The 21775-nt window shown below is 73.7% G+C and carries 23 protein-coding genes; 8 read left to right on the top strand and 15 right to left on the bottom strand.

Going from position 1 to position 21775, the window contains the following annotated elements:
• Positions 1-151: 151 nt before the first annotated feature.
• The 3 genes from ACZ52R_RS27080 to ACZ52R_RS27070 form a co-directional block, all read right to left on the bottom strand.
• On the bottom strand, positions 152-1129 hold the full coding sequence (locus ACZ52R_RS27080; protein ID WP_465619172.1) for a CAP domain-containing protein: 978 nt from the start codon (positions 1127-1129) through the stop codon (positions 152-154).
• A gap of 223 nt (positions 1130-1352) precedes the next feature.
• Entirely contained in the window at positions 1353-1832 is a 480-nt protein-coding gene (locus ACZ52R_RS27075; protein WP_465663269.1) for a GNAT family N-acetyltransferase, read from the bottom strand.
• Between the two features lie 200 nt (positions 1833-2032).
• Positions 2033-4150, bottom strand: a complete 2118-nt coding sequence (locus ACZ52R_RS27070; RefSeq protein ID WP_465754318.1) for a hypothetical protein — start codon at positions 4148-4150, stop codon at positions 2033-2035.
• A gap of 133 nt (positions 4151-4283) precedes the next feature.
• Here ACZ52R_RS27070 and ACZ52R_RS27065 point away from each other — a divergent pair, with 133 nt between their 5' ends.
• From ACZ52R_RS27065 to ACZ52R_RS27045, 5 genes are all read left to right on the top strand, one after another.
• Positions 4284-5834 carry an ATP-dependent DNA ligase gene (locus tag ACZ52R_RS27065; protein ID WP_465754317.1) on the top strand — a complete coding sequence of 517 codons (1551 nt, stop codon included), beginning with the start codon at positions 4284-4286 and terminating at the stop codon, positions 5832-5834.
• Positions 5835-6048: 214 nt separating this feature from the next.
• Positions 6049-6267: a ferredoxin gene (locus tag ACZ52R_RS27060; RefSeq protein WP_465619164.1), complete on the top strand. Its 219-nt coding sequence runs from the start codon at positions 6049-6051 to the stop codon at positions 6265-6267.
• Positions 6268-6355: 88 nt separating this feature from the next.
• The gene (locus tag ACZ52R_RS27055; RefSeq protein WP_465663268.1) at positions 6356-7570 is read left to right on the top strand and encodes a cytochrome P450; all 1215 of its coding nucleotides are present in this window, start codon (positions 6356-6358) and stop codon (positions 7568-7570) included.
• A 234-nt stretch (positions 7571-7804) separates the two neighbouring features.
• Positions 7805-7969 (top strand): hypothetical protein, encoded by a 165-nt coding sequence (locus ACZ52R_RS27050; RefSeq protein ID WP_360491410.1) that lies wholly within the window; start codon positions 7805-7807, stop codon positions 7967-7969.
• Between the two features lie 103 nt (positions 7970-8072).
• The gene (locus ACZ52R_RS27045) at positions 8073-8411 is read left to right on the top strand and encodes a hypothetical protein (RefSeq protein WP_465619158.1); all 339 of its coding nucleotides are present in this window, start codon (positions 8073-8075) and stop codon (positions 8409-8411) included.
• 31 nt (positions 8412-8442) lie between these two features.
• Here the strand turns inward: ACZ52R_RS27045 and ACZ52R_RS27040 are convergent, their stop codons facing one another.
• The 4 genes from ACZ52R_RS27040 to ACZ52R_RS27025 all read right to left on the bottom strand — a co-directional run bounded on the left by ACZ52R_RS27040 (position 8443) and on the right by ACZ52R_RS27025 (position 10309).
• Positions 8443-9324 carry a hypothetical protein gene (locus tag ACZ52R_RS27040; protein ID WP_465619156.1) on the bottom strand — a complete coding sequence of 294 codons (882 nt, stop codon included), beginning with the start codon at positions 9322-9324 and terminating at the stop codon, positions 8443-8445.
• Positions 9325-9353: 29 nt separating this feature from the next.
• Positions 9354-9656 carry a DUF427 domain-containing protein gene (locus ACZ52R_RS27035; protein ID WP_465663267.1) on the bottom strand — a complete coding sequence of 101 codons (303 nt, stop codon included), beginning with the start codon at positions 9654-9656 and terminating at the stop codon, positions 9354-9356.
• Positions 9657-9777: 121 nt separating this feature from the next.
• Positions 9778-10014 carry a DUF6296 family protein gene (locus tag ACZ52R_RS27030; RefSeq protein WP_360491422.1) on the bottom strand — a complete coding sequence of 79 codons (237 nt, stop codon included), beginning with the start codon at positions 10012-10014 and terminating at the stop codon, positions 9778-9780.
• Between the two features lie 58 nt (positions 10015-10072).
• Entirely contained in the window at positions 10073-10309 is a 237-nt protein-coding gene (locus tag ACZ52R_RS27025; RefSeq protein WP_465619153.1) for a DUF2277 domain-containing protein, read from the bottom strand.
• A 153-nt stretch (positions 10310-10462) separates the two neighbouring features.
• Here ACZ52R_RS27025 and ACZ52R_RS27020 point away from each other — a divergent pair, with 153 nt between their 5' ends.
• A complete protein-coding gene (locus tag ACZ52R_RS27020) occupies positions 10463-11704 on the top strand; it encodes an MFS transporter (protein WP_465754316.1) in 1242 nt (413 codons plus the stop codon).
• Positions 11705-11711: 7 nt separating this feature from the next.
• On the opposite strand, the gene ACZ52R_RS27015 is transcribed toward ACZ52R_RS27020, so the two are convergent.
• From ACZ52R_RS27015 to ACZ52R_RS27005, 3 genes are all read right to left on the bottom strand, one after another.
• Positions 11712-12239 (bottom strand): gamma carbonic anhydrase family protein, encoded by a 528-nt coding sequence (locus tag ACZ52R_RS27015; protein WP_360491431.1) that lies wholly within the window; start codon positions 12237-12239, stop codon positions 11712-11714.
• A gap of 57 nt (positions 12240-12296) precedes the next feature.
• Entirely contained in the window at positions 12297-13601 is a 1305-nt protein-coding gene (locus ACZ52R_RS27010; RefSeq protein WP_465754315.1) for a serine hydrolase domain-containing protein, read from the bottom strand.
• 211 nt (positions 13602-13812) lie between these two features.
• Positions 13813-14379, bottom strand: coding sequence for a DJ-1/PfpI family protein (locus tag ACZ52R_RS27005; RefSeq protein ID WP_465619146.1), 567 nt, complete (start codon positions 14377-14379; stop codon positions 13813-13815).
• Between the two features lie 254 nt (positions 14380-14633).
• Here ACZ52R_RS27005 and ACZ52R_RS27000 point away from each other — a divergent pair, with 254 nt between their 5' ends.
• Positions 14634-15182, top strand: a complete 549-nt coding sequence (locus ACZ52R_RS27000; RefSeq protein ID WP_465663254.1) for an RBBP9/YdeN family alpha/beta hydrolase — start codon at positions 14634-14636, stop codon at positions 15180-15182.
• 19 nt (positions 15183-15201) lie between these two features.
• Complete coding sequence (locus ACZ52R_RS26995; protein WP_360491443.1) at positions 15202-15801, top strand: hypothetical protein; 600 nt, start codon at positions 15202-15204, stop codon at positions 15799-15801.
• Between the two features lie 22 nt (positions 15802-15823).
• On the opposite strand, the gene ACZ52R_RS26990 is transcribed toward ACZ52R_RS26995, so the two are convergent.
• The 5 genes from ACZ52R_RS26990 to ACZ52R_RS26970 form a co-directional block, all read right to left on the bottom strand.
• The gene (locus ACZ52R_RS26990; protein WP_465619140.1) at positions 15824-16126 is read right to left on the bottom strand and encodes a hypothetical protein; all 303 of its coding nucleotides are present in this window, start codon (positions 16124-16126) and stop codon (positions 15824-15826) included.
• An 83-nt stretch (positions 16127-16209) separates the two neighbouring features.
• Positions 16210-18579 carry a transglycosylase domain-containing protein gene (locus ACZ52R_RS26985; RefSeq protein WP_465754314.1) on the bottom strand — a complete coding sequence of 790 codons (2370 nt, stop codon included), beginning with the start codon at positions 18577-18579 and terminating at the stop codon, positions 16210-16212.
• A gap of 278 nt (positions 18580-18857) precedes the next feature.
• Positions 18858-20354 (bottom strand): alpha/beta hydrolase, encoded by a 1497-nt coding sequence (locus tag ACZ52R_RS26980; RefSeq protein ID WP_465754313.1) that lies wholly within the window; start codon positions 20352-20354, stop codon positions 18858-18860.
• A gap of 191 nt (positions 20355-20545) precedes the next feature.
• Positions 20546-20971 carry an acyl-CoA thioesterase gene (locus ACZ52R_RS26975; protein WP_360491455.1) on the bottom strand — a complete coding sequence of 142 codons (426 nt, stop codon included), beginning with the start codon at positions 20969-20971 and terminating at the stop codon, positions 20546-20548.
• 89 nt (positions 20972-21060) lie between these two features.
• Positions 21061-21756, bottom strand: a complete 696-nt coding sequence (locus ACZ52R_RS26970) for an HAD-IA family hydrolase (protein WP_465619133.1) — start codon at positions 21754-21756, stop codon at positions 21061-21063.
• Positions 21757-21775: the final 19 nt, after the last annotated feature.

Raw genomic sequence — 21775 nt, 5'->3', positions numbered from 1 at the left:
AGACCTGTGGGGAGTGATCAGATAACAACAATGTGCGCGGAATCGGAAAATCGGCCCGGATCGGCGGCCGTATCAGGCCGGGGCGGAGGCTGGATCGGCGACCGGATCGAGTCGGGAAGGGCGTGCCCGAACGGCTCGGGCCGAGGGCCGGTCAGGCCGGGGCGGCGAACACCTGGGTCCACCACGGGCCGCCGGAGCCGGTCCGCACACCCACGCCGAGCTGCTTGAACGCGCAGTTCAGGATGTTGGCGCGGTGGCCGGGGCTGTTCATCCAGGCGTCCATCACGGCGGCCGGGTCCTTCTGGCCCCGGGCGATGTTCTCGCCCCAGGTGCTCCAGCGGTAGCCGGTGGCCTCGATCCGGTGGTCGGCGTGGTAACCCTCGGGGCTCGCGTGGTCGAAGTAGTTGCGGTCGGCCATGTCGTCGCTGTGCGACTGGGCCGCGGTGGCCAGCCGGGGGTCGGAGGTGACCGGCCCACAGCCGGCCTTGGCGCGCTCGGCGTTGACCAGGTCCACGACCGCTTGGGCATCCGAGGGGGCCGCGCCGCCGCCGACCGGGGCTGCCGGCGCGGTGGCGGTCCGCTTGGCGGCGGTCGGCGCGGCGGTGGTCCGGGTCGCGCTCGCGGTCGCCTTGGCGGCGGAGGCGGAGGCGGTGGGGGTCGGGGTGGCGGTGGCCGAAGCCGTCGGGGTGGCCGGGGCGGTGGCGGGCGGCGTGTCCGGGGCGCTCGGGGTGGCCGCCGGGTCGGTCGCGGCCGGGCCGGCCGGCGGCACCGGGGCGGCCGGGTCCGCTCCCCCGGCGCCGGGGACCTGGATGCCCTCGTGCGTGCCGATCTCGGCGGCGATCAGCGCGTCGGCGGCCATCGCCTGGCCGACGGCGTCCCGATCGGTCTGCTTGCCGCCGTACGCGGCATACCCCGCACCGGCCAGCGCGGCGATCAGCCCGGTACCGGCCACGGCCGCGACCACAGCGGTGACCGGCACGAACCCGCCGCGCCGCCGGCGACGGCCCTGACCGGCCTGCCGTTCGGCGGCCCGCCGCGCGGCCCGGCCACCGGACCGGCCGTGGGCGCCGCCCGCGCCGCCGTCGCCACCGGTCGCCGGGCGAATGGTCGTCCTGTCGTCGCTGTTCACGTGGTCACGCTTTCTGTTCCGGGTCGGCCGGTCGGGTGCCGACACCTGGGAGACCTCCCGGCAGCGCGCCGATAACAGAAAGTCCGAACGAATGTCCGGCGGCCCGGTCGCGGCCTCAGCGCATCAGAGCTCGGCGCATCAGAGCTCGGCGCATCAGGCCTCAGCGGGGCGGGCCCCAGCGCAGCCCGGGGCGGGCCCCAGCGCAGCGGGGCTCAGCGCATCCTCAGCGCAGTGCGGCGTCCGGGGCCATGTCGTAGGTGAGGAACGGGGTCCGAGTGGCGACCTGGTCGTACTTGCTGCGGGCCCGGTAGTTGGTCTCGGCGGTGATCCAGCGGACGGTGTTCCAGCCGCGCTCGGCGGCGATCTCCCGCAACCGGGCCAGCAGCAGGTCCACCGCCCCGCCGCCCCGCACGTCCGGAGCGACGAAGAGGTCGTCCAGGAAGCAGCCGACAGCCCCGTGCAGCGGCCGCGCGAACGGCCGGTAGTGGGCGAGCCCGACCGGCGTCCCGTCCCCGTCCCGCACCAGCAGCCCCTCCACCTCGTGGTCCTTGTCGGTGAGCCAGGACCACACCAGCTCGGCCTTCTCCTCCGGGCACGGCACGCGGTAGAACTCGCAGTACCCGCGGAAGAGCTCACGCCAGGCGGCGAACTCGCCGGGCTCGGGTGCGCCCACGCTCCAGCGGGCGGTGGGGGTGTCGCTCATCTCGGTCTCCTCGGGGTCACGGCGCGGTGCGGGCCCCCAGCATGACGCCCCGTCGCCCCGCCACCGATCTCCATCCCGGCCAAGATCGGCAACCTCACACTCCACTCCGTCACTTGGGAAACCGGACAGCGCCGATCCGGCCCCGGGGGGGTGCCGCCACCCGCCGGGGGCCGCGATGGCGGGTGCACCGAGGAGGGTGCTCAGTGAATGGTCAGTGCCTGGCCGACCTGCCGGAACCCCGCGCCGATGCGGTCGGCGAATCCGGGCGAGGCGGCGCTGACGCTGCCGTTCGCCTCCCCCGAGGAGAGGTTGTGCGTTCCCTGGAGGGTCAGGTTCTCCGTCGGCGCCCCGGCCAGGTCGACGAAGAAGAGGGACAGCGTCAGCATGGCGACGTGCAGCGTGTCGGTCCCACCGGTCACGACCCGCTTGCTGCTCGCGTAGTCCGCGACCCGGCTCCCCGCCCGGAGGACCTCACCCCCTTCGAACTGCCACTGCCCGGCGGCGTCGTCCACGGTCACCAGGCTGCGCTGGTCCAGTGTCAGGTCGAGGGCCGGTGCCGGCTGCGAGGTGCTGCCGTCAGACGTGCTGCCCTCAGAGGTGCTGCCGACGGCGGCGGGGTCCGCCACCCAGCCGGTCACCGTGCGGACGTACCGCTTCGGTGGGTCAGCGGCCAGGTCCCAGGCGAAGTCGTGCGGAGGGGTGGGCGGCTGGGTGTCCTCGAGCGCTCCCTGGCTGGCGTTGGGCACGCCGCTGCACAGGAGGATCCGGCGGCCACGGGGGGCCTGGATCCAGAGGCCGTCGTAGGCCACCACCTGGTCGGCGCCGAGCGAGTCCTGGGGCATGGTGAACCCGAGCGAGATCAGGCTCGGGAGGGACGCACGGGTGAACGCCCAGCGCCGCACGCCCTTTCCGACGTCCCGGAGGATGCCGAATTCGTGGGCGTCACCGGTGTCGCCCCTGGCCTGCCAGAACATCGGCCGGATGCCGTCGTACGCCATGACGACTTCGAGCTGCTCCTCGAAGCCGGGCTCGTTGATTCCCGGGATCCCGTCCGATTTCAGGCCCGAATGGGCGCGGAAGGTGACGTGCGCGGTCTCCGGTGCCGACAGCAGCTGACCGTAGTTCAGGCCGTTCGTGGGGCTCGGGGCCGGGAAGCCGATCTTCGCGAGGGTCGCGGGATCTCCCGTGACGGTGACCGTCCCCGTCACGTGCCCCCGCCAGCCCTCGACGGTCAGGGAGTTGTCGAACCCGTACCCGGTGGCGACCCGGGGCAGCGCGAGGTCCGCGAACGCGGCGTTGATCCGCTCGGCCACCTGGCGGGGCGTGAACGCACCGGCGGCGAAGGCGACGGTCCGTGCGACCCCGTCGACCGTCACCACGATCTGCTCCCCGGCCGCGAAGTTCGCCGTCCCGCCGGGGAACGGGGCTCCCTCATGCCGGGCGGGGACGCCGTTGATCTGCCGGAAGGGGGCACCGGTGACGCCCAGCGCCTTCGCCACCTGCGCCGGGAGCCCGGCGACGTTGAACCCGCCGCCCACCACCGTGACGCCCGGTCCGAGCTGGGGCGGGAGGTGGGATTCGCACCGGCAGTTCAGCAGGACGGACTGGTTGGTGTCCATGTAGTAGGGCGGCTCGGAGAACCCGCCGTCGACGTAGCAGTCGACGTAGCCGTTGCCGGCCAGACTGGAGTCGTAGATGCCCGCTTCGCAGCTCAGCGTCACGATGTGTTCGAAGTGGCTCGCCTGCGCGTCCTGGCCGTGGGCGTACGTCGCCCAGAAGCAGTCCTCGGCGAAGATCCGGGAGACGTAGGAGTCGTTCGTGGCGAAGGCGGTGATGTGGTCCGGCTCCGCGGGGTGGTTCGTGCGCCCGTCGAGGTCGATGCCGCGTTCCCAGTTCAGCAGGTACAGGCTCTCGGCCCAGATCCGGTTCTCCGCGTGGATGCCGCGCCGCGCGAAGCGCTCCGAAGCCGGGCCGCTCGCGCGGGTACGGATCAGGGCCAGGCCCTCGAAGTGGGCGTTGGCCGAGGAGGGCGCCACCACGACGAATCCGTCCTGGTCGGGCGGGAACAGCAGGGTCGTGACGCTGCCCGGCACATTGACGCCGCCCTCGTCGACGGCGGTGCGCACCATCCCGCCGTCCCCCCGGAAGTGGACCGGGGTGGTGACCTCGATGGGAGCCTGGTCGATCCGGTACCGGCCGACCGGGATCTCGACGATTCCGCCGCGTTTGCCGAGTGCGTCGATCGCCTTCCGGAAGGCGGTCGTGGAGTCCGTCGTGCCGGTCGCGTCGGCTCCGTGGGCAAGGACGTTCTCACTCATGTCGATCCGACCAATCCGACCGCTCTTCGGGAAGTCGTCCTCTCTTCATCGTCACACCGGAGTACCGCACCTGCAGCTCTGCTGAGGCGCGGGCCCCCGGGGGCGCGGATGCTGGGGTGGAGGAGGTGGTGTGGTGGCGGGGTTGCGGCGGTTGGCGTCGGTGTCGCGGGCGGTGGCGGCGGAGCCGGGGCGGCGGGCGAAGACGGGGCTGTTGGCCGGGTGCCTGCGGGAGTTGGGGCCGGTGGAGGCGCCGACGGCGGTGGCCTTGCTGTCCGGGGAGTCGCAGCGGCTGCGCACGGGGGTCGGGCCGGCGGCTCTCCGGGGGCTGCCGGAGCCGGCCGGGGAGGCCTCGCTCGGGGTGCGGGAGGTGGAGCGGGAGCTGGAGCGGATCGCCGGGGTGCACGGGGCCGGGGCGCAGGCGGAGCGGCGGCGGTTGTTGCACGGGCTGTTCGCGCGGGCGACCGAGGTGGAGCAGGGGTTCCTGCGGGCGGTGCTGGTCGGGGACCTGCGGCAGGGGGCGCTGGACGCGGTGGTCGGGGACGCCGTGGCGCAGGCGGCGGGGGTCCCGGCGGCGGCGGTGCGGCGGGCGCTGATGTTCCGGGGTTCGGCCCGCGCGGTGGCGGAGGCGGCGCTGACCGGCGGGGAAGCCGCGCTGGCGGCGTTCCGGCTGGAGGTGGGACGGGCGGTGCGGCCGATGCTGGCCGCCTCCGCGCCGGACGTGGCATCGGCGCTGGAGCGCACCGGTGCGGCCGCGCTGGAGTGGAAGCTGGACGGGATCCGGGTGCAGGTGCACCGGGACGGCGACGAGGTCGCGGTGTTCACCCGGAGCCTGGACGACATCACCGCGCGCGTCCCCGAGGTGGCGGAGGCCGCGCTCGCGCTGCCGCTGCGCTCGGCGGTGCTGGACGGCGAGGCGATCGCGCTCGGTCCGGACGGGCGGCCGCGTCCGTTCCAGGAGACCGCCGCGCGTACCGCGGCTCGGCGGGATCCGGAGCGGCTGCGCGCCGAGGTCCCGCTCAGCGTCTACTTCTTCGACCTGCTGCACCGGGACGGTGAGGACCTGGTGGACCGGCCGGGCCGGGAGCGCTGGGCGGCGCTGGCCGGAGCGGCGCCGCCGGACCTGCGGGTGGCGCGTACCGAGACCGGGGACCGCGACCGGGCGCTGGCCTTCTTCCGGGACACGTTGGCCCTCGGCCACGAGGGCGTGCTGGTCAAGGATCCGGCGGCCCCGTACGCGGCCGGGCGGCGCGGAATCGGCTGGATCAAGGTGAAGCCTCGACACACCCTCGATCTGGTCGTGCTGGCCGCCGAGTGGGGCAGCGGGCGGCGGCGCGGGTTCCTCAGCAACCTGCACCTGGGCGCCCGGGCGGCGGGCGAGCCGGGGCTCGGCCCGTGGGTGATGCTCGGCAAGACCTTCAAGGGCCTCACCGACGAGACGCTCGCCTGGCAGACCGAGGAACTGCTCGCCCGGGAGACCGAGCGGGACGCCTGGACGGTGCGGGTCCGTCCGGAGCTGGTGGTCGAGATCGCCTTCGACGGCCTGCAGCGCAGCCCCCGCTACCCGGCCGGCCTCGCCCTGCGGTTCGCCCGGGTGGTGCGCTACCGGCCGGACAAGGGCGCCGCCGAGGCCGACACCGTCGCGACCGTGCGGGAGATCGCCGCAGCCGAGGGCCTGTCGTCCTGAGCTCGCCGTCGGGGCGGCGGGACCCGCCGCCTGTCGGGGTCGCGTCCATTCAAACCTGCCGCACCGCGCCGGCCCTCCGGCGGAAGCCGAATCGGCCATTCTCGACGATCCCGCACCGCACCCTCCGTGGACGGAGCAGCGGCGGTTAGGTTGGCAATGACAACGAGAGGCGGCCGTCGGCAGCCGGCGGCGTACTGGCGAAAGGTGCCCGACCATGCAGGTGAACGTCGACCGGGACCGCTGCTGCAGCTCCGGGATGTGCGTCACGACCGTGCCCGCGGTGTTCGACCAGGACGACCAGGACAGCCTGGTGAGACTCCGTCAGACCACCTTCCGGCCCGATCAGTTCGCCGATCTGCGACTGGCCGCCCAGCTCTGCCCGGGCGGGGCGATCACCGTCACCGAGGACGAGCCCGCCGAGCTCGACGGCTGACAACTTCCTTGGCAACAACGGCTCCTGACGTAACGCCAGTCATCACCATCCCCCACCGGAGAACACCGCGACGCAAGGAGACCCCACCTTGACGAGCACACCACCCACCACCGCCGTCCCGATGCCGGCACCGCACTCCGCCGGCTGCCCGTTCGGCCCGCCGCCCGCGTACACCGAGGCCGCCGCCACCGCCGCCGTCACCCGCGCCGACCTGCCCGAGGGCGAGTCCTGCTGGCTGGCCACCGGCTACGCGGAAGTCCGCACCATCCTGTCCGACCGCCGGTTCAGCGCGGACGTGCGTCACCCGAACTTCCCGCTGCTGCTGCCCGGCCGCCGGGAGATCATCGCCGAGAACCCGAACTTCCTGCGGCTGGACGACCCCGAGCACGCCCGGCTGCGCCGGATGGTCACCGGGGACTTCCTGGTCAAGCGGGTCGAGGCGATGCGCCCCGCCGTCCAGCAGATCGTCGACGAGGCGCTGGACCGGATGACCCAGGGGCGCACCGAGGCCGACCTGGTCACCGGCTTCGCCCTGCCGGTCCCCTCGCTGGTGATCTGCCTGCTGCTCGGAGTCCCGTACGAGGACCGCGAGTTCTTCCAGAGCGTCAGCCGGACACTGCTCAGCAACACCAGCACGCTGGAAAAGCTCTCCGAGGCCCGGGACGAGCTGCTGGACTACCTGAGCGGGCTGGCGGCCCGCAAGCGGGAGCAGCCGGAGGACGACATCCTCAGCCGGCTCGCCGTCCGGGACGACCTGACCCCGCGCGACGTCGCCGGCACCGGCATCCTGCTGCTGATCGCCGGGCACGAGACCACCGCGAACATGATCTCGCTCTCCACCGCCCTGCTCCTGGACCGGCCCGACCACGTCGCCAGGCTGGCCGACCCGGCGGCGGTGCCCGGCGCGGTGGAGGAACTGCTGCGCCACCTCACCATCGTGCACACCGGGTTGCCCCGGGTGGCCCTGGAGGACGTGGAGCTCGGCGGTGCGACGATCAAGGCCGGGGACGGCGTGATCGCGATGCTCTCCACTGCCAACCGGGACGAGACGGTGTTCGGCGGCGCCGACGGCACGCCCGCCGACGAGCTGGACCTGGACCGGGACGCCCGACGGCACCTGGCCTTCGGCTTCGGCGTGCACCAGTGCCTCGGCCAGCCGCTGGCCCGCGCCGAGCTGCAGATCGCCCTGGCCACCCTGTTCCGGCGGCTGCCCGGGCTGCGGCTGGCCATCCCCCGCGACGAGCTGGCCTTCCGTACCGACTCGTTCATCTACGGCATGCGGTCACTGCCCGTGACCTGGTGACCTCACGGTGACGCCGCCCGGTCGGGGCCCGGAGGCCGGAAACGTCGGGTCCGGGATCGGAAACGTCGGGCCGGGCCGGAAATGTCGGGATCCGGTCGCGGAATCACGGATCGCCGGTCACCCGGCTGGCCCCTGCGCCGGGGCGGAGGCAGGCTGGAAGGGCGAAAGAGACACCCGGCCCAGCCGCGCCTCCGGCCCGGCGCCCCCGGACCGGCCGAGGAGACGGAGCCCGCGATGACCGACATGAGCGAACGGTCCGAGGTGAGCACCGACCGCGACGAGGACGTCCGCGCCGCCGACCCCGAGGAGGGCATCACCTCGATGCAGAACCTGCACGCGCAGGACACCTCGCAGGCGGAAGGCGACGCCATGCTGGACGAATCCGGCCGGCTCGACTGACCGTCCGCCGTACCGACTCGACCGCCCGGTGGAACCGGGCGGTCGCCACGACCGCAGGTGTCGCTGCCCGGGCGGCGACCCACCGGCAGGGGAGGATAGGCGCATGACCGAACACGACCAAGGCAATCGGCAGGCCCGGCCGCCCGCGGACCCGCGCGCGTCGTGGGCGACCTGGACCACCCAATCGATCATCAGCGGCCCCGGCGGGGTCACCACCACCGAGGTCGGACCGATCTCCGGCGACCTCACCGTGCACACCACCTGGGTGGACGGCGAGGCGCGGCTGACCGTCCAGTACACCGGCGCGCTGGACTGGTACACGGTGTCCGGCAGTCCGGTGCCGGCGGCCGACGAGATCACCGCGCGGGCGATCCACCAGGCGATGGTGAACGGCGTCAAGGCGGGCCGGGGCGCGGGTGCCCCGCCGCCGCCGACCCCGTAGCGGAGCCCCGAGGTGCCGGGGCGCCGGAGCCCTACGGGGCCTCCTCGCCCTCCGGCACCGTCGTACCCCGCACCGCCGGCGCGGCCGCGGCCCAGTAGGCGCGGCCCGCCGACGGGCGGGCGCGCAGGTCCGCCCGCACCTCGTCGGCCAGCCGGCGGGTGTCGCTCCGGTTCATCGTCGCGCCGATGCCCGCGCCGACCAGCAGCGGGATCAGCGAGGGCAGGTGGCGCAGCGAACTGCGGGTGAGCCGGCGGCGCACCTGCTGGCGCACCTCCGCGCCGATCGCCAGCGCGGCGAAGCCGGCCGGCCGGACCAGCAGCGTCGCGTCGATCCCGCGGCGGTTGGCCCAGGCGCCGAGGTACGCCCCGGCCCGCTGGCCGGCACTGCCCTGCGCCGGGGCGCCGTAGACCTCGTGCAGTTCGGCGATCAGCTTGATCTCCACGGCCGCGACCGCGAGCGTCTCGGCCGCGATCTCCACCGGCATCGCGGGCGGCACCGGCATCATCGCCGCCGCGCCGACCCCCGCGCCGAGCGCGCCGGAGGCCCGGACGGCGCCGGTGACCAGCAGATCGGCCAACTGCTCGGGGAAGGCCGCGCCCGGGTGCTGCGCCCGCAGGGTGGCGAGGTCGCGCACCGGGATCCGGGGGGCGGCCCGCAGCAGCTGCTCGGTGAGCGCCTTGCCGCCGTACACCGCCCCCCGCGCCACTCCCTGAGCGGCCCGCCCACCGCTGCCGAGCAGCCGGGAGGCGTGCACCACCACGGCCCGGCCGCGGCTGCGCTGCTTCGCCGCGTACGCGGCCTCCGGACCTTTGCCGACGGGCTGCTCGGCCTCCTCGACCAGTTCGGCGAGCTGCTCGGCCAGGTCCGGCTCGGGGGTGGACCGGGAGCGGCCCGGTCTGCGGAAGACTGCCATGGGGATCCACTACCCCCACGGGTCGGGGGCTACGCGGTGACCGCCGCCGACTCGGTGACCTCCACCCCGCGCCAGAACGCCACCCGGCCGCGCACGTGCTCGGCCTCGGGCTTCGGGTCGGCGTAGAACCAGGCGGCGTCGGGGTTGGTCCGCCCCTCCACGTCCAGGGTGTAGTAGCCGGCGGTGCCCTTCCAGCCGCACACCGTGGTGGTCCCGGAGGGCCGCAGGTACTCGGTGCGGACCGACTCGGCCGGGAAGTAGTGGTTGCCCTCGACGAGGACGGTGTCCTCGCTCTCGGCGATGACGATGCCCTGCCAACTCGCTGTGGTCATGCGGTGATTGTGCCCGAGCGGCGATCGCCTCCGCCAGCGGTCCGGCGGGACCGGGCGGACCGCCGGCCGAGGCGGACGGCCAAGGCGGCTGTCAGGGCGGCGGTCAAGGCGGACCGGGTGGTCAGGGCAGCGGGTGCGCGTGGACCGGCAGGTGCGGGGACTGGTGGCCGCCGCTGGCGAGCATCCGGACCTCGCCGGAGTCGCTGATCTCGGCCCGCACGATGCCGCTCTCGTCCTCGTACACCGGATGGCCGCCCGGGCCGGTCGCGCTGGTGCGGGTGACCACGACGACGTCCTGCGGGGCCTGGGTACCGGGGGTGCCGGGGAAGGTGAGGGCGTAACGCTTGGCGGGGTTCATCACCGGTTCCTGCTCCTACTCCCTGTACGCGGATACTCCCTGCCCGAGGGCGCCGGAACTACCCGACGACCTCGGCGGCCGGGGCGTGCGAGCCACGGACCTCCAGCTCGCCGAGGAGCCGGGCAGTGGCCTCCGCGACCGCGTCCACGGCCCGGTCGAAGGCCTCCCGGTTGTGCGCCGCCGGGGCGCGGAAACCGGAGACCTTCCGGACGTACTGCAGTGCGGCGGCGCGGAAGTCGTCCTCGTCGGCGTCGGGCGTCACTGGCGGTCGCAGCGTCTTGATGTTGCGGCACATGCCCCCAGTCTCGCGCGCGCACGCCCTACTGGCGACCCCCATTCGTCATATACGCCTCACGAGGGCGTCATCCGACCGGATTAGGATGCCGGACGAACGAATTCATCCGCCGCGTGCTCCCCCGGTCCTCGGCATCACCCCGGAGTCACCCCCTTGCCTCTCGCGCTGCTCGCGCTGGCCGTCACCGCGTTCGCCATCGGCACCACCGAATTCGCCGCCATGGGGCTGCTCCCCCAGGTCGCCGACAGCCTCCACGTCTCCATCCCGCAGGCGGGCTGGCTGATCTCGGCGTACGCACTGGGGGTGGTGATCGGCGCACCACTGCTCACCGCGCTGGCCGCCGGACGGCCGCGCAAGGCGGTGCTGGTGGCACTGGCCGGGCTCTTCGCCACCGGCAACCCGCTGTGCGCGCTCGCACCGGACTTCTGGACCCTGGCCGCCGCACGGCTGGTCACCGGACTGCCGCACGGGGCCTTCTTCGGGGCGGGCGCGGTGGCCGCGGCCGAGCTGGTGGCGCCCGACCGGCGGGCCCGAGCGGTGGCCGTGATGTTCTCCGGGCTGACCGTCGCCAACATCGTCGGCGTGCCCGCCGCGACCCTCCTCGGGCAGCACCTGGGCTGGCGGGCGACCATGATCGTGGTCGTGCTGATCGCCGCAGCCGGGACGCTCGCCATCGCCAAGCTGGTGCCCGCGCTGCCCTCCCCCGGCCAGTCCGGGCTCCGGCACGAGCTGCGGGCCTTCCGCAGCGGGCAGCTGTGGCTGGCGCTGGCCACCGTCGTGTTCGGCTGCGGCGGCTTCTTCGCGTGCTACAGCTACATCGCGCCGCTGCTCACCGAGGTCTCCGGGTACGCCACCGGCTCGGTGACCCTGGTGCTGGCGCTGTTCGGCGTCGGGATGACGATCGGCAACGTGCTCGGCGGGTTCGCCGCCGACCGGGCCCTGCGGCCGACCGTCTGCGCGGCCTTCGTCCTGCTCTCCGCGACCCTGGCCCTGTTCGCGGTGACCGCGCACGCCCGGTGGTCGGCGGCCGTGACGGTGGTGCTGATCGGGCTGTTCGGCTTCGCGATCGTGCCGGCGGTGCAGACCCTGGTGCTGCAGAAGGCGCGCACCGCGCCGACGCTCGCCTCGGCGACCGTGCAGGGCGCCTTCAACCTGGCCAACGCGCAAGGCGCCTGGCTCGGCGGGCTGGCGCTGGACGCCGGGCTCGGCTGGACCTCGCCGACCCTGGTCGGCGCGGGCCTGGCCGCCTCGGGCGCGCTGGTCGCGGTACTCGCCTGGGCGGCCGACCGGCCTCGGCCGGCGCCCGTCGTCGCGGAACCGGCCGCCGCCGCCACCGCCCCTGCCGCTGGTGCCGGTGCCGGTGCCGGTGCTGCTACCGCGATGACCGGCGCCTGACGGACCTCTACAGGACCTCGATCTCCCGGTGGGCCCCGGCGAGCAGCCGGTAGCCCTCGCCGTTGGCCTTGATGCCCGTCCGCTCCTCCTCGCTCAGCTCCCGGCGGACCTTCGCCGGGACGCCCGCGACCAGCGAGCCCGGCGGGACGACCATGCCCTGCGGCACGACCGCGCCGGCCGCGACCAGCGAACCGGCCCCGATCCGGGCGCCGTTCAGCACGGTGGCGTTCATGCCCACCAGGACGTCGTCCTCGACCGTGCAGCCGTGCAGCACCGCGTTGTGGCCGACCGAGATCCGCTCGCCGACCACCAACGGGAAGCCGGGGTCGGCGTGCAGCGTGCAGTTGTCCTGGATGTTGCTGCCCGCGCCGACACGGATCGACTCGGCGTCGCCGCGCAGCACCGCGCCGTACCAGACGCTCGCGCCGGCGGCGACGGTCACGTCCCCGACCACGACGGCGTTCGGCGCGACGAAGGCGCCCGGGTCGACGGCGGGCACCTTGCCCCCGACTGCGGCGATCAGCGGCTCTGCCATGTCTCGTCCTCCTGGTGGCGGTGGGCCGTGGTGTCGCCGGTCAGCCTAGGAGGTCGGTCACGGTGCCATGCGGGCGAGCCCGGGTGCGGGAACGGCCGTGCCGGGCCGGGGGCCGCACAGGGCGGTCGTGATCACCCTGTTCCAGGCGGCGTTGGCGGTGTCCTGGTCCGGGATGTCGTAGATGGTGGTGCTCCCGGCGAACTGGCGCTTCCCGTCCGCAGAGCCGAGCATCATCGTGACGTAGCTGGGGAAGCCGCCGGCGTGGCCCCAGAAGGTGCCACAGGGGGTGTCCAGCCTCTGCAGGCCGAGACCGTAGGACCGGCCCTCGCCGTGGGCGGTGGTCTGCTGCATGGCGGCGAGTTCGGCCGGGTGCAGCAGGCGGCCGCCGAGCAGGGCCGCGAGGAAGGTGGTCAGGTCGGCGGTGGTGGAGATGCCGGCGCCGGACGATCCCGCCATCGTCGGGTTGAGCAGGGTGACGTCGACCGGGCCGGTGTCCGCCTTGTGGTAGCCGTGGGCGTGGGGAGCGGGGATGACGGGCGAGTCGCCTGGCATCAGGGTGCCGGTGAGGCCGAGCGGGCGGATGATCCTGCGGGTCACCTCCTCGTTCCAGCTGCGGCCGGTGAGCTTCTCGATGATCATGCCGATCAGGACGTAGTTGGTGTTGGAGTACTGCCAGTCCGCGCCGGGCGGGAAGGCGGGCGGGTACCGGCCGGCGATGTCGACGAGGTCCCGGAGGGCGTAGTGCGTGAAGCGTCCGCCGTCGAGCCACTCCGGCCGCCGGTAGTCGAAGGCCGGGTCCTGGGTGTAGTCGGCGACGCCGCTGGTGTGGTTGAGCAGCTGCCGGACGGTGATCGCGGTGCTGTTCGGGACGATGCCCGGCAGGAGGCACTCCAGCCGGTCGTCGAGGTCCAGCCGGTGCTCGCCGACGAGTTGCAGCAGCGTGGTGGCGACGAAGGTCTTGGTGGCGCTGCCGATCCGGAAGGCGCCGCGGGGGTCGGCGGGTTCGCCGGTGGCGAGTTCGGCGACGCCGGTGGCGTTGCGCCAGACCAGCCGGCCGTCCTCGCGGACGGCGGCGAGGGCGGAGGTCGAGTAGCCGGTGTCGGTCATCCCGGCGAGGGCGGCGTCGGCGGCCGCCCAGTCGGCGTGTCGCCCGGGGGTGTCCACGGCGCCGGGGCGGGTGGCGGCGGTGTGCCGGCCGCCGCACCCGGCGGCGACCGGACCGGTGGCGGGCCGGGCGACGGCGGCCGGGGCGAGCGCGGCGAGCAGGCCCGCGCCGACGGCCGCGACGACGACGGTGCGCAGGGCCGGACGGTGGCGGCCCGTCGTCGGAGCGGTCTGGGCGACTGTCGGGGCGGCGGTCATGCCGGCCTCCCTGGTCTGGGTCGTGGAGGTGTTCAACCGGGCTTCTGCCCGGGGCTCCTGACACCCTGCCAGGCATCCGGTCGGCCGTCGTCGCGCCGCAGGACGGAGTCCGACCCGGAACGAACCCGGAACGGACCCGGAGCCGTACCCCGAGACGGCTCGGGGTACGGCTCCGGGGTTGAGTCAGGTAGGGCCGGTCAGGCGGGGCCGCTCAGGCGACCGGGGCGTGCTTGCGCAGGACCTCGATGAAGGCCCGCAGCCAGGCCGGGTGGTCGGGCCAGGCGCGGGCCGAGACGACCAGGCCGTCCACCACGGCCTCGCCCTCGACGAACTCGGCGCCCGCGGCCTTGATGTCCGGGGCCAGCGCCGGGTAGGCCGAGGTGCGGCGGCCCTCCAGGACCCCGGCGGCGGCACTGATCAGCGGGCCGTGGCAGATCTGCGCGACGGGCTTGTCCCCGGTGAAGAAGTGCCGGGCGATCCGCTGCACGTCGGGGTCGTTGCGCAGGTATTCGGGGGCGCGGCCGCCCGGGATGACCAGAGCCACGTAGTCGGCCGGGTCGACGTCGGCGAGGGCGATGTCGGCGGGCCAGCTGTAGCCGGGCTTCTCGGTGTAGGTGTCGTAGCCCTCGACGAAGTCGTGCACCACGAACTGCAGGCGCTTCTTGGTCGGGGCCGCGATGTCGACCTGGTAGCCCTCCTCGCGCAGCCGCTGGTACGGGTAGAACACCTCCAGCGATTCGGCGGCGTCCCCGGTGACGAGCAGGATCTTCGATGTCATCGCCGACATCCCTTCATGTGATCGGTCGTCAGGTCTCGTGCGGGCTCCGATCGGTGGCGGCCGGCCGGGCCCGGTCCAACGTGCCGCACCCGTCACGTCGTTGGCAACAGGACGCACCGGGCGTACGACGGCGCATCCGGAGGTGCGCGCGCCGATTGCGGAGACTGCGCGCCGGGCGACCGCCCGGCTGCGGCGCCCGGCGATGCGCGGCCTAGAATCCTGCTGCCCACGACCGACCTTCGCCGGAGGAACCCATGCCGGAACGCACCACCTACCTCGTCCTCGCCGGCTACCAGAATTCGGGCCCCGAGCACTGGCAGACCCACTGGGAGGCCGCCGAGCCGGAGTCCTTCCGCCGGGTCGAGCAGGCGGACTGGGAACAGCCGGAGCGGGCGGACTGGGTGGCCCGGGTGGACGCGGCGGTGGCGGCGGCAGCCGCCGAGGGCCCGGTGGTGCTGGTCGCCCACAGCCTGGGCTGCGTCACCGCGGCCCGCTGGGTGGCCACCGCGCCCGCCGAGCGGACCGCGGCCGTCCGGGGCGCGCTGCTGGTCGCCCCGGCCGACGTCGACGCCGCGGAGGTGCCGGAGCTGGTGGGCTTCCGGCCGGTGGCGCTGGAGCCGTTCCCGTTCCCGACCGTGGTGGTCTCCTCGACCGACGACCCGTGGGTCTCCCCCGAGCGGGCCCGTGCCTTCGCCGCGGCCTGGGGCGCCCGGTACGTCGAGCCGGGCGCGTACGGGCACCTCAACTCCGCCTCCGGACTGGGCGATTGGCCGGAGGGCCGCACACTGCTCGCCGAGCTGTGACACCGTGAACGGGGGGACGATGGACAAGCGGACGTCCCGGACCAGGCGCGTCCTGGTCCGGCTGCTGGCGGCCGGCGGGCTGGCCGCCGTACTGCTGTACACCGAGGGGCAGTGGGAGAGCCGCTCGGGCGGCCGGATGCTGGTCGCCGACCTGCTCAACCGGCCCGAACTGCTGCTCGGCGCGGCGCTGGCCACGCTGATCGCGGCCGCCTGGCTGGGCGACCTGCGCGGCGCCGCCCTGCGGACGGCCACCCGGGCGGTCACGGTGACCGCCGGCGTGGTGTTCCTGCTCGGCGTGCTGGCCGCGCACAAGGTGTCGGCGGCCGAGACCCGCAGCCGGGAGGCCGCCCCGGCGGGGGCGGAGCAGGCGCTGGTGGTGGTGCACCGCTCGTACGCCACCGGGCCGACGCCGGGCGAGCACTGGCAGGTGTTCCTGGAGTCCGGCGAGGGCTGGACGGCGCGGCGCTGGTCACTGGCCGACATCGGCGGGGGCCCGGACGACGCCCGGCTGGTGGAGGCGAGCTGGACCGGGCGGGAGCAGATCACCGTGGTGACGGACTCCTACCGGCGGGTGTTCAACCTCGACGAGGACAGCGGCGAGCCGGTCGAGGCCCGGTAGGCCCGAGGCATGCCAGAACGGCTCACCCGAGCCCCAGGGCGTGGGCGGCGAGCGCCAGCAGCGCGGCGTTGCCGGCCGCGCCCAGGGCGGTGGCGGAGAGGAAGCGGGCCGCGGTGCCGTCCGGGAACGGGTTGACGGTCATCGCGAGCAGGAAGCCCGGCATCGTCCAGACCACCGCCGTCCACTGCCGCACCGCCTTGGCGGCGCCGGGGCCGGTCGCGGCGCGCCGTTCGTGCGCGGCCGCGAGGCCGATCACCAGGGAGCCGGCCAGGTAGCCGATCGAGGGGCAGAAGACGGCGGGGACGCCGAGGATGCTGTGCGGCATGGCGCCATCGTCCGCCGACGCGGCGCGGCCCCGCATGAGTACGGGTACTCAGGCGGGGCCGGCCGGTGCGGACCGGGCTTCGGCTACTGGTCCTCGGGGTCCGGCGGGGTGGACGGCGCGGAGCGGCCGGTCGGGTTGGCGCCGCGCGGCTTGGCCTGGCCGCCGTTGTTCCCGTTGTTGCCGTTGTTCCCGTTGTTGCCGTTGTTCCCGTTGTTGCCGTTGTTCCCGTTGGCCCCCGGGCTGCCGGTGGCCGGGGCGCCGGTGCAGGTGACCGGGTTCGGCGAGCCGCCGGGGGTGCTGCAGCCGGTGTCGCGCTTGGGCGGGTCCGGGATGTAGACGGTGGTGAACCGCTGCTCCGGCATGTTCCGGACCGCGTCGCTCATCGCCTGCTGCCAGATCGGCCCCGGGCCGGTCGCGCCGAACACCTCGGCCTGGTACTTGCCGCCGATCCGGATGTTGCGCATCGGCACCTTGGTGCCCGGGCTGCCCAGCCAGACCGAGCCGGCCAGGTTGCCCGTGTAGCCGGTGAACCAGGCCGACTTCTTCTCGTCCGTGGTACCGGTCTTGCCGGCGATCTGGCGGCCGTCGTCCAGGCCCAGGTCCCGGGCGGTGCCGCCCTTCTCGGTGACCCCGAGCAGCACGCTGTTGACCACGTCGGCGGTGTCCTCCGACATCACCTGGGTGCACTGGGCCGACGGCACCGGCACGTCCTTGCCGTCGACCGTGGTGATCCGGTTGATCGCCATCGGCGCGCAGTGGCTGCCCCGGGCGGCGAAGGTCGCGTACACGTTGGCCATGGTCAGCGGGCTGACCTCCTGGGTGCCGAGGCCGAGCGCGGGCACCTCCTGCAGCGGCGAGCCGTCCGCCTTGCCCGCCACGCCCAGCTTGTTGGCCATCTGCTTGACCGCGCAGAGGCCGATCTCCTGCTCCATCTGCACGAAGTAGGTGTTGACCGAGAGCGCCATGGCCTGCTTGAGCTCGTACGGGCCCTGCTCGGAGGCGCTCTCGTTGGGGATCGTCCCCTCCTTCTTGCCCTTGCTGAGGTTCTTCCAGGTGCCGTCGCAGGTCTTCATCGTCGGCCAGTCCATCCGGTTCGGCGCGTCGTACCGCTGGGTCGACGACAGTCCGGCCTCCAGGGCGGCGGCGGCCACGATCGGCTTGAAGTTGGAGCCGGGCTGGAAGCCGATGCCACCGCCCATCGCCGCGTCCACGTTGTAGTTGACGACGGTCTCGTTCTTCTCCTTGGCCAGGCCGTACGGGCGGGTCTGCGCCATCGCCAGGATCTTGCCGGTGCCGGGCTCGACCATCGTCATCGCGGCCGAGACCGGGTCGGTGACGTACACCTTGGTGGAGACGGCGTTCTGGGCGGCGGCCTGCTTCTCCGGGTCCAGGGTGGTGTAGATGTTGAGGCCGCCGGTGTCCCACAGCTTCGTGCGCTCGGCCGCGCTCTTGCCGAACGCCGGGTCCTGCTTGACGACGTGGCGCACGTAGTCGCAGAAGAAGCCCATGCCGGCCTTGGCGGTGATGCAACCGTTCTGCGGGTCCTTGTAGGTGAGGCCCAGCGGGGCGGCCTTCGCCTCCTTGGCCTGGTCCGCGGTGATGTGCTTGTTCTCCACCATCTTGTCGATGACGGTGTCGCGGCGCTTCTGGGCGGCCACCGGGTGCAGCTTCGGGTCGTACTGGGTGGGGTTCTGCACGAGCCCGGCGAGCATCGCCGCCTCGGGGAGGCTCAGGTCCTTGGCGTCCTTGCTGAAGTAGCGCTGCGCGGCGGCCTGGATGCCGTACGCCTGGTGGCCGTAGAAGGTGATGTTCAGGTAGTTGGTGAGGATCTGTTCCTTGCTCAGGTCCTCCTCCAGCTTGATGGCGTACCGGAGTTCCTGGATCTTGCGGCCGAGCGTCTTGCGCTGCGCCTCGCGCACCGCCTCCGGATCGTCCCCGGCCTTCTCCACGTTGACGTTCTTCACGTACTGCTGGGTCAGCGTGGAGGCGCCCTGGACGGTGGCGCCGCTCTCGGCGTTCTTGGTGACGGCCCGCAGGACGCCCTTGAGGTCCACCGCGCCGTGCTCGTAGAACCGGGCGTCCTCGATGTCCACCTGGGCCTGGCGGATCAGCGGGGACATCTGGTCGGCGGTGAGGACGGTGCGGTCGCGTTCGTAGACCTTGGCGATCAGACCGCCGTTGGCGTCGAAGATCTGGGTGGCCTGGGTGAGCGGCGGCGTCTTGAAGTCGTCGGGGATGCTCTCGAAGCCCTCGGCGCCGCTCTTCGCCCCGAGCCCGACCGCGCCGGCCGCCGGGAGGATCAGGCCTGCCAGCAGCACCCCGCCGAGGACGCTGGCGCCGAGGAACTTGGCCGCGTGGCGCAGGATCCCGATCGGAGTCTCACGGCGCCTCGGGCGCGGCACCCAGGTGTCGCCCGGGTCCGGGGAAGATATGCGGCGGCTCTTCGGTGACATAGATCGAACATTAAGGCCGTGAACACCCCGCGTGGGCGGGGTGTCGGCGAGGGATTGTCACAAAATCGCGACAGATTCGACTCATTCACGAGAGTCGAACGGACGTGCACGCAGGGACAAGGGCCGTTCGTCCACGGCCTGTTGGCCCCGCGTGCCACCCGGCGGGCTCGGACCGCGCCCGGCTCCCGCTCAGCAATTCCCCGGCTCGCGCCCGGCTTTCCGGTACCCGGCCCGCACCGGTCCCACGCTCACTCCGGGCACGCCCACTCCGCCCGCGCTCACTCCGCCGGGCAGAAGACGTCCTCGGCCGGGCGGCGGCCCGTCACCAGGTAGTCCGTCACCACCGCGTCGCCGCAGGCGTTCCCGTGGGCCACGTACGTCTCGTGGCCGCCCGAGTCCACCGCCACCATCCGGGCCCGCTGCCCGAACGCGGCGCGCAGCTTGAGCGCGCCGGTGTACGGGCTGTAGGGGTCGCGCAGGTTCTGGGCCAGCAGGACGTTCGCCGGGCCGCGGTCGGTCACCTTCACCGGCGGCTCGGCGGGCGCGGACGGCCAGAAGGCGCAGGGCGTCACGTTCGCCGGCATGCCCGCGGTGAGCGGACGGGCGGCACGCTCGGCGGCGACGTCCTTCACGTACGCGGCCGGGTCGGTGGGCCAGTTGACGTCGTTGCACAGCGTGCCGACCGAGACGGCGATGGTGTTCTGCATGACCTGCTCCGGCGGCGTCATCGGGGCGGGCAACGGGCGGCGACCGAGACCGGCCAGCATCAGCCGGGCCAGGTGCGGGAAGGCGGCGTCCGCGGACAGGCTCTGCATCATGGTCTCGCGCAGCACGTTTCCGTTCAGCTCGGCCGGCTCGGCCCCGGGCCAGGGCAGCGGAGCGCGGTCCAGGCGGGCGGCGAGGTCGAGGAAGAGCGGGCGGACCTCCTCGGGGGTGTCCGCGACCCGGTCCGGATTGCCGGGCGACGCCGCCCACTTGGCGAAGTCCGGGAAGCGGTCCTCGGCACCCTGGCCGAAGGCGGCGAGCCAGCCGCGCTCCACCCGGGTCGGGTTCGGGTCGTCGTTGCTGTCCAGCACGATCCGGTCGGTCCGCTGCGGGAACATGGTGGCGTAGACGGCACCCGCGTAGGTGCCGTACGAGACGCCCCAGGCGGAGAGCTTGCGCTCGCCGAGGGCCCCGCGGATGGCGTCGATGTCGCGGGCCTCGTTCGCGCTGGAGATGCTGCGCAGTACCGGGCCGCCGTTGCTGGCGCAGGCCTCGGCGAGGCGGCGCGCGTAGCCGACGTTGCCGTCGATCGAGCCGTCGGCGGCGGGCCAGGAGCGCAGCTTGACCATCGTCAGGTCGGAGCGGTCCAGGTCGCAGCTGACCGGGGTGGAGCGGCCGACGCCGCGCGGGTCGAAACCGACCAGGTCGAAGCGGTCCAGGACGGACTGCGGGAGGCGCTTGGCCGCGCTGCTCGGAACGTCCAGGCCGGAGCCGCCCGGTCCGCCGGGGATGGTCAGCAGGACACCGTGGCGCTGGCCCGGCCGGGCAGCGGGGATGCGGGAGATCGCGAGGGTGATCTGCTCGCCGTACGGGTCGCGGTAGTCCAGCGGGACGGTGACGGTGGCGCACCGCTGGCGCGGGTCCGCGTCGCCCTGGCAGGTGGTCCAGGTGAGGCGGTCCTTCCCGCCGTTCGGGGCGTCGGCGGAGGCGGGCAGGGCGGTCAGCGCGGTGACGGCGAGTGCGGCGGCCGCGGTCGCGGCGGCGGTGACGGTGATCGTGTTCTTCGGCATGCCCAAGAGTCTGCTGCGGCAGCGCACTTGGCCCCATCCGGGCAGCGGGCCGGTCGGGGGTAGGGGAAACCCCCGTCCACCGGGTGGAGGCCGCAACCGGGTGCGGCCTCCGACGCCGGGGACCGGCGGATGGTGAGGGCGCCTCAGAGAGGATTCCGGCGGGCCGGCAGCGGGATGCGTCAGAGGGTGTGTCAGAGACCGAGCAGGGCCGGGTCGGCGGCGAGGGCGCGCAGCGGCTCGCGCGGGTCGGCGACCAGCCTGCGCCCGGCCAGGTCGAGGATGCCGCCGACGCCGGTGATCTCGGCGGCCAGCACGCCGTCCTCGCGGATCAGGCGCTGCACCACCTGGAAGGTCTTGCCGTCCCGCCAGGTGAACGAGCAGCTCACGTCCACCGAGTCGCCCGCGCGCAGCTCCCGCAGGTACTTGACCGTGGTCTCCAGGACGACCGGGCCGACGCCCTTGGCGACCAGGTCGGCCTGGCGGATCCCGGCCGCCTGGAGGTACTCCCAGCGGGCGTGCTCGGCGTACTGGAGGTAGACGGCCTGGTTGAGGTGGCCCTGGGTGTCGGTCTCGTACCCGCGGACAGTGATGCGGGTGGTGAAGTCCTGATCGGTCATGCCCGCACGCTACTCCTGGCAGCAGGGGTGCCACCTCGTGTCTTCCGTCACCCCGGACACGTCAATCGGGACCCGTCAATCCGGACCCGTCAGTCCGGCAGGGTCGCCGCCAGCGGTGCCAGGGCGTCCGGCCGTTGGTCGACGGGCAGGTGCTCGACCGGGTGGAAGCCGCAGCCGAGCGCGGTCGCGCCGCCGTCGCACGTCCGGTCGTCACCGACCATCAGCACGTCGGCCGGGGCCAGGCCGAGCCGGGCGCAGGCGGTCTCGAAGATCATCGGGTCGGGCTTCTGGGCGCCGATCTCGTAGGACAGGACGTACGTGTCGACCAGCTCGTCCAGCCCGTGGGCGCGGAAGACCGGGCGCAGGTCCCAGCCGATGTTGCTCACCACGGCGACCGGGACGCCCCGGCGGCGCAGCTCGCGCAGCACGGGGGCGGCGTCCGGGTAGGGGCGCCAGCTCGCGGGCGCCATGTGGGTCTCGTACAGGGCGTCCGCGTCGAGGCCGGCGGGCGGTTCGGCCGCGCGGGTCAGCGCGGTGTACGCGGCGCGGTGCAGCTCGGGGGTCAAGTCGCGGGTGTCCCATGCCTCCTGGACCTCCGGCGGGATCCGGCGCGGCGGCACACCCCCGGGTAGCGCCCCGAACTCCTCCAGCCGGTCCACCAGTTCGGCCTGCTCACGGGCGGGCAGGTCGAGGCCGGTGGCGGCGGTGAAGGCCGCCAGCCACTCGGCGGTGGAGACGACCCGGAAGAGGGTGCCGGAGAAGTCGAACATCACGCCTTTGGTCATGGCGTCGAGCCTAGCTGCG

Source organism: Kitasatospora sp. NPDC034023 (assembly GCF_055575795.1).
Note: the sequence above shows the minus strand (reverse complement) of the source record. Positions and strands in the feature narration are given on the sequence as shown.

Coding starts and splice junctions, on each gene's coding strand:
- ACZ52R_RS27075 (WP_465663269.1), bottom strand. CDS start 1,832: ATGAGCGACACCCCCACCGCCCGCTGGAGCGTGGGCGCACCCGAGCCC.
- ACZ52R_RS27070 (WP_465754318.1), bottom strand. CDS start 4,150: ATGAGTGAGAACGTCCTTGCCCACGGAGCCGACGCGACCGGCACGACG.
- ACZ52R_RS27060 (WP_465619164.1), top strand. CDS start 6,049: ATGCAGGTGAACGTCGACCGGGACCGCTGCTGCAGCTCCGGGATGTGC.
- ACZ52R_RS27050 (WP_360491410.1), top strand. CDS start 7,805: ATGACCGACATGAGCGAACGGTCCGAGGTGAGCACCGACCGCGACGAG.
- ACZ52R_RS27045 (WP_465619158.1), top strand. CDS start 8,073: ATGACCGAACACGACCAAGGCAATCGGCAGGCCCGGCCGCCCGCGGAC.
- ACZ52R_RS27040 (WP_465619156.1), bottom strand. CDS start 9,324: ATGGCAGTCTTCCGCAGACCGGGCCGCTCCCGGTCCACCCCCGAGCCG.
- ACZ52R_RS27035 (WP_465663267.1), bottom strand. CDS start 9,656: ATGACCACAGCGAGTTGGCAGGGCATCGTCATCGCCGAGAGCGAGGAC.
- ACZ52R_RS27030 (WP_360491422.1), bottom strand. CDS start 10,014: ATGAACCCCGCCAAGCGTTACGCCCTCACCTTCCCCGGCACCCCCGGT.
- ACZ52R_RS27025 (WP_465619153.1), bottom strand. CDS start 10,309: ATGTGCCGCAACATCAAGACGCTGCGACCGCCAGTGACGCCCGACGCC.
- ACZ52R_RS27015 (WP_360491431.1), bottom strand. CDS start 12,239: ATGGCAGAGCCGCTGATCGCCGCAGTCGGGGGCAAGGTGCCCGCCGTC.
- ACZ52R_RS27010 (WP_465754315.1), bottom strand. CDS start 13,601: ATGACCGCCGCCCCGACAGTCGCCCAGACCGCTCCGACGACGGGCCGC.
- ACZ52R_RS27005 (WP_465619146.1), bottom strand. CDS start 14,379: ATGACATCGAAGATCCTGCTCGTCACCGGGGACGCCGCCGAATCGCTG.
- ACZ52R_RS27000 (WP_465663254.1), top strand. CDS start 14,634: ATGCCGGAACGCACCACCTACCTCGTCCTCGCCGGCTACCAGAATTCG.
- ACZ52R_RS26995 (WP_360491443.1), top strand. CDS start 15,202: ATGGACAAGCGGACGTCCCGGACCAGGCGCGTCCTGGTCCGGCTGCTG.
- ACZ52R_RS26990 (WP_465619140.1), bottom strand. CDS start 16,126: ATGCCGCACAGCATCCTCGGCGTCCCCGCCGTCTTCTGCCCCTCGATC.
- ACZ52R_RS26985 (WP_465754314.1), bottom strand. CDS start 18,579: ATGTCACCGAAGAGCCGCCGCATATCTTCCCCGGACCCGGGCGACACC.
- ACZ52R_RS26980 (WP_465754313.1), bottom strand. CDS start 20,354: ATGCCGAAGAACACGATCACCGTCACCGCCGCCGCGACCGCGGCCGCC.
- ACZ52R_RS26975 (WP_360491455.1), bottom strand. CDS start 20,971: ATGACCGATCAGGACTTCACCACCCGCATCACTGTCCGCGGGTACGAG.
- ACZ52R_RS26970 (WP_465619133.1), bottom strand. CDS start 21,756: ATGACCAAAGGCGTGATGTTCGACTTCTCCGGCACCCTCTTCCGGGTC.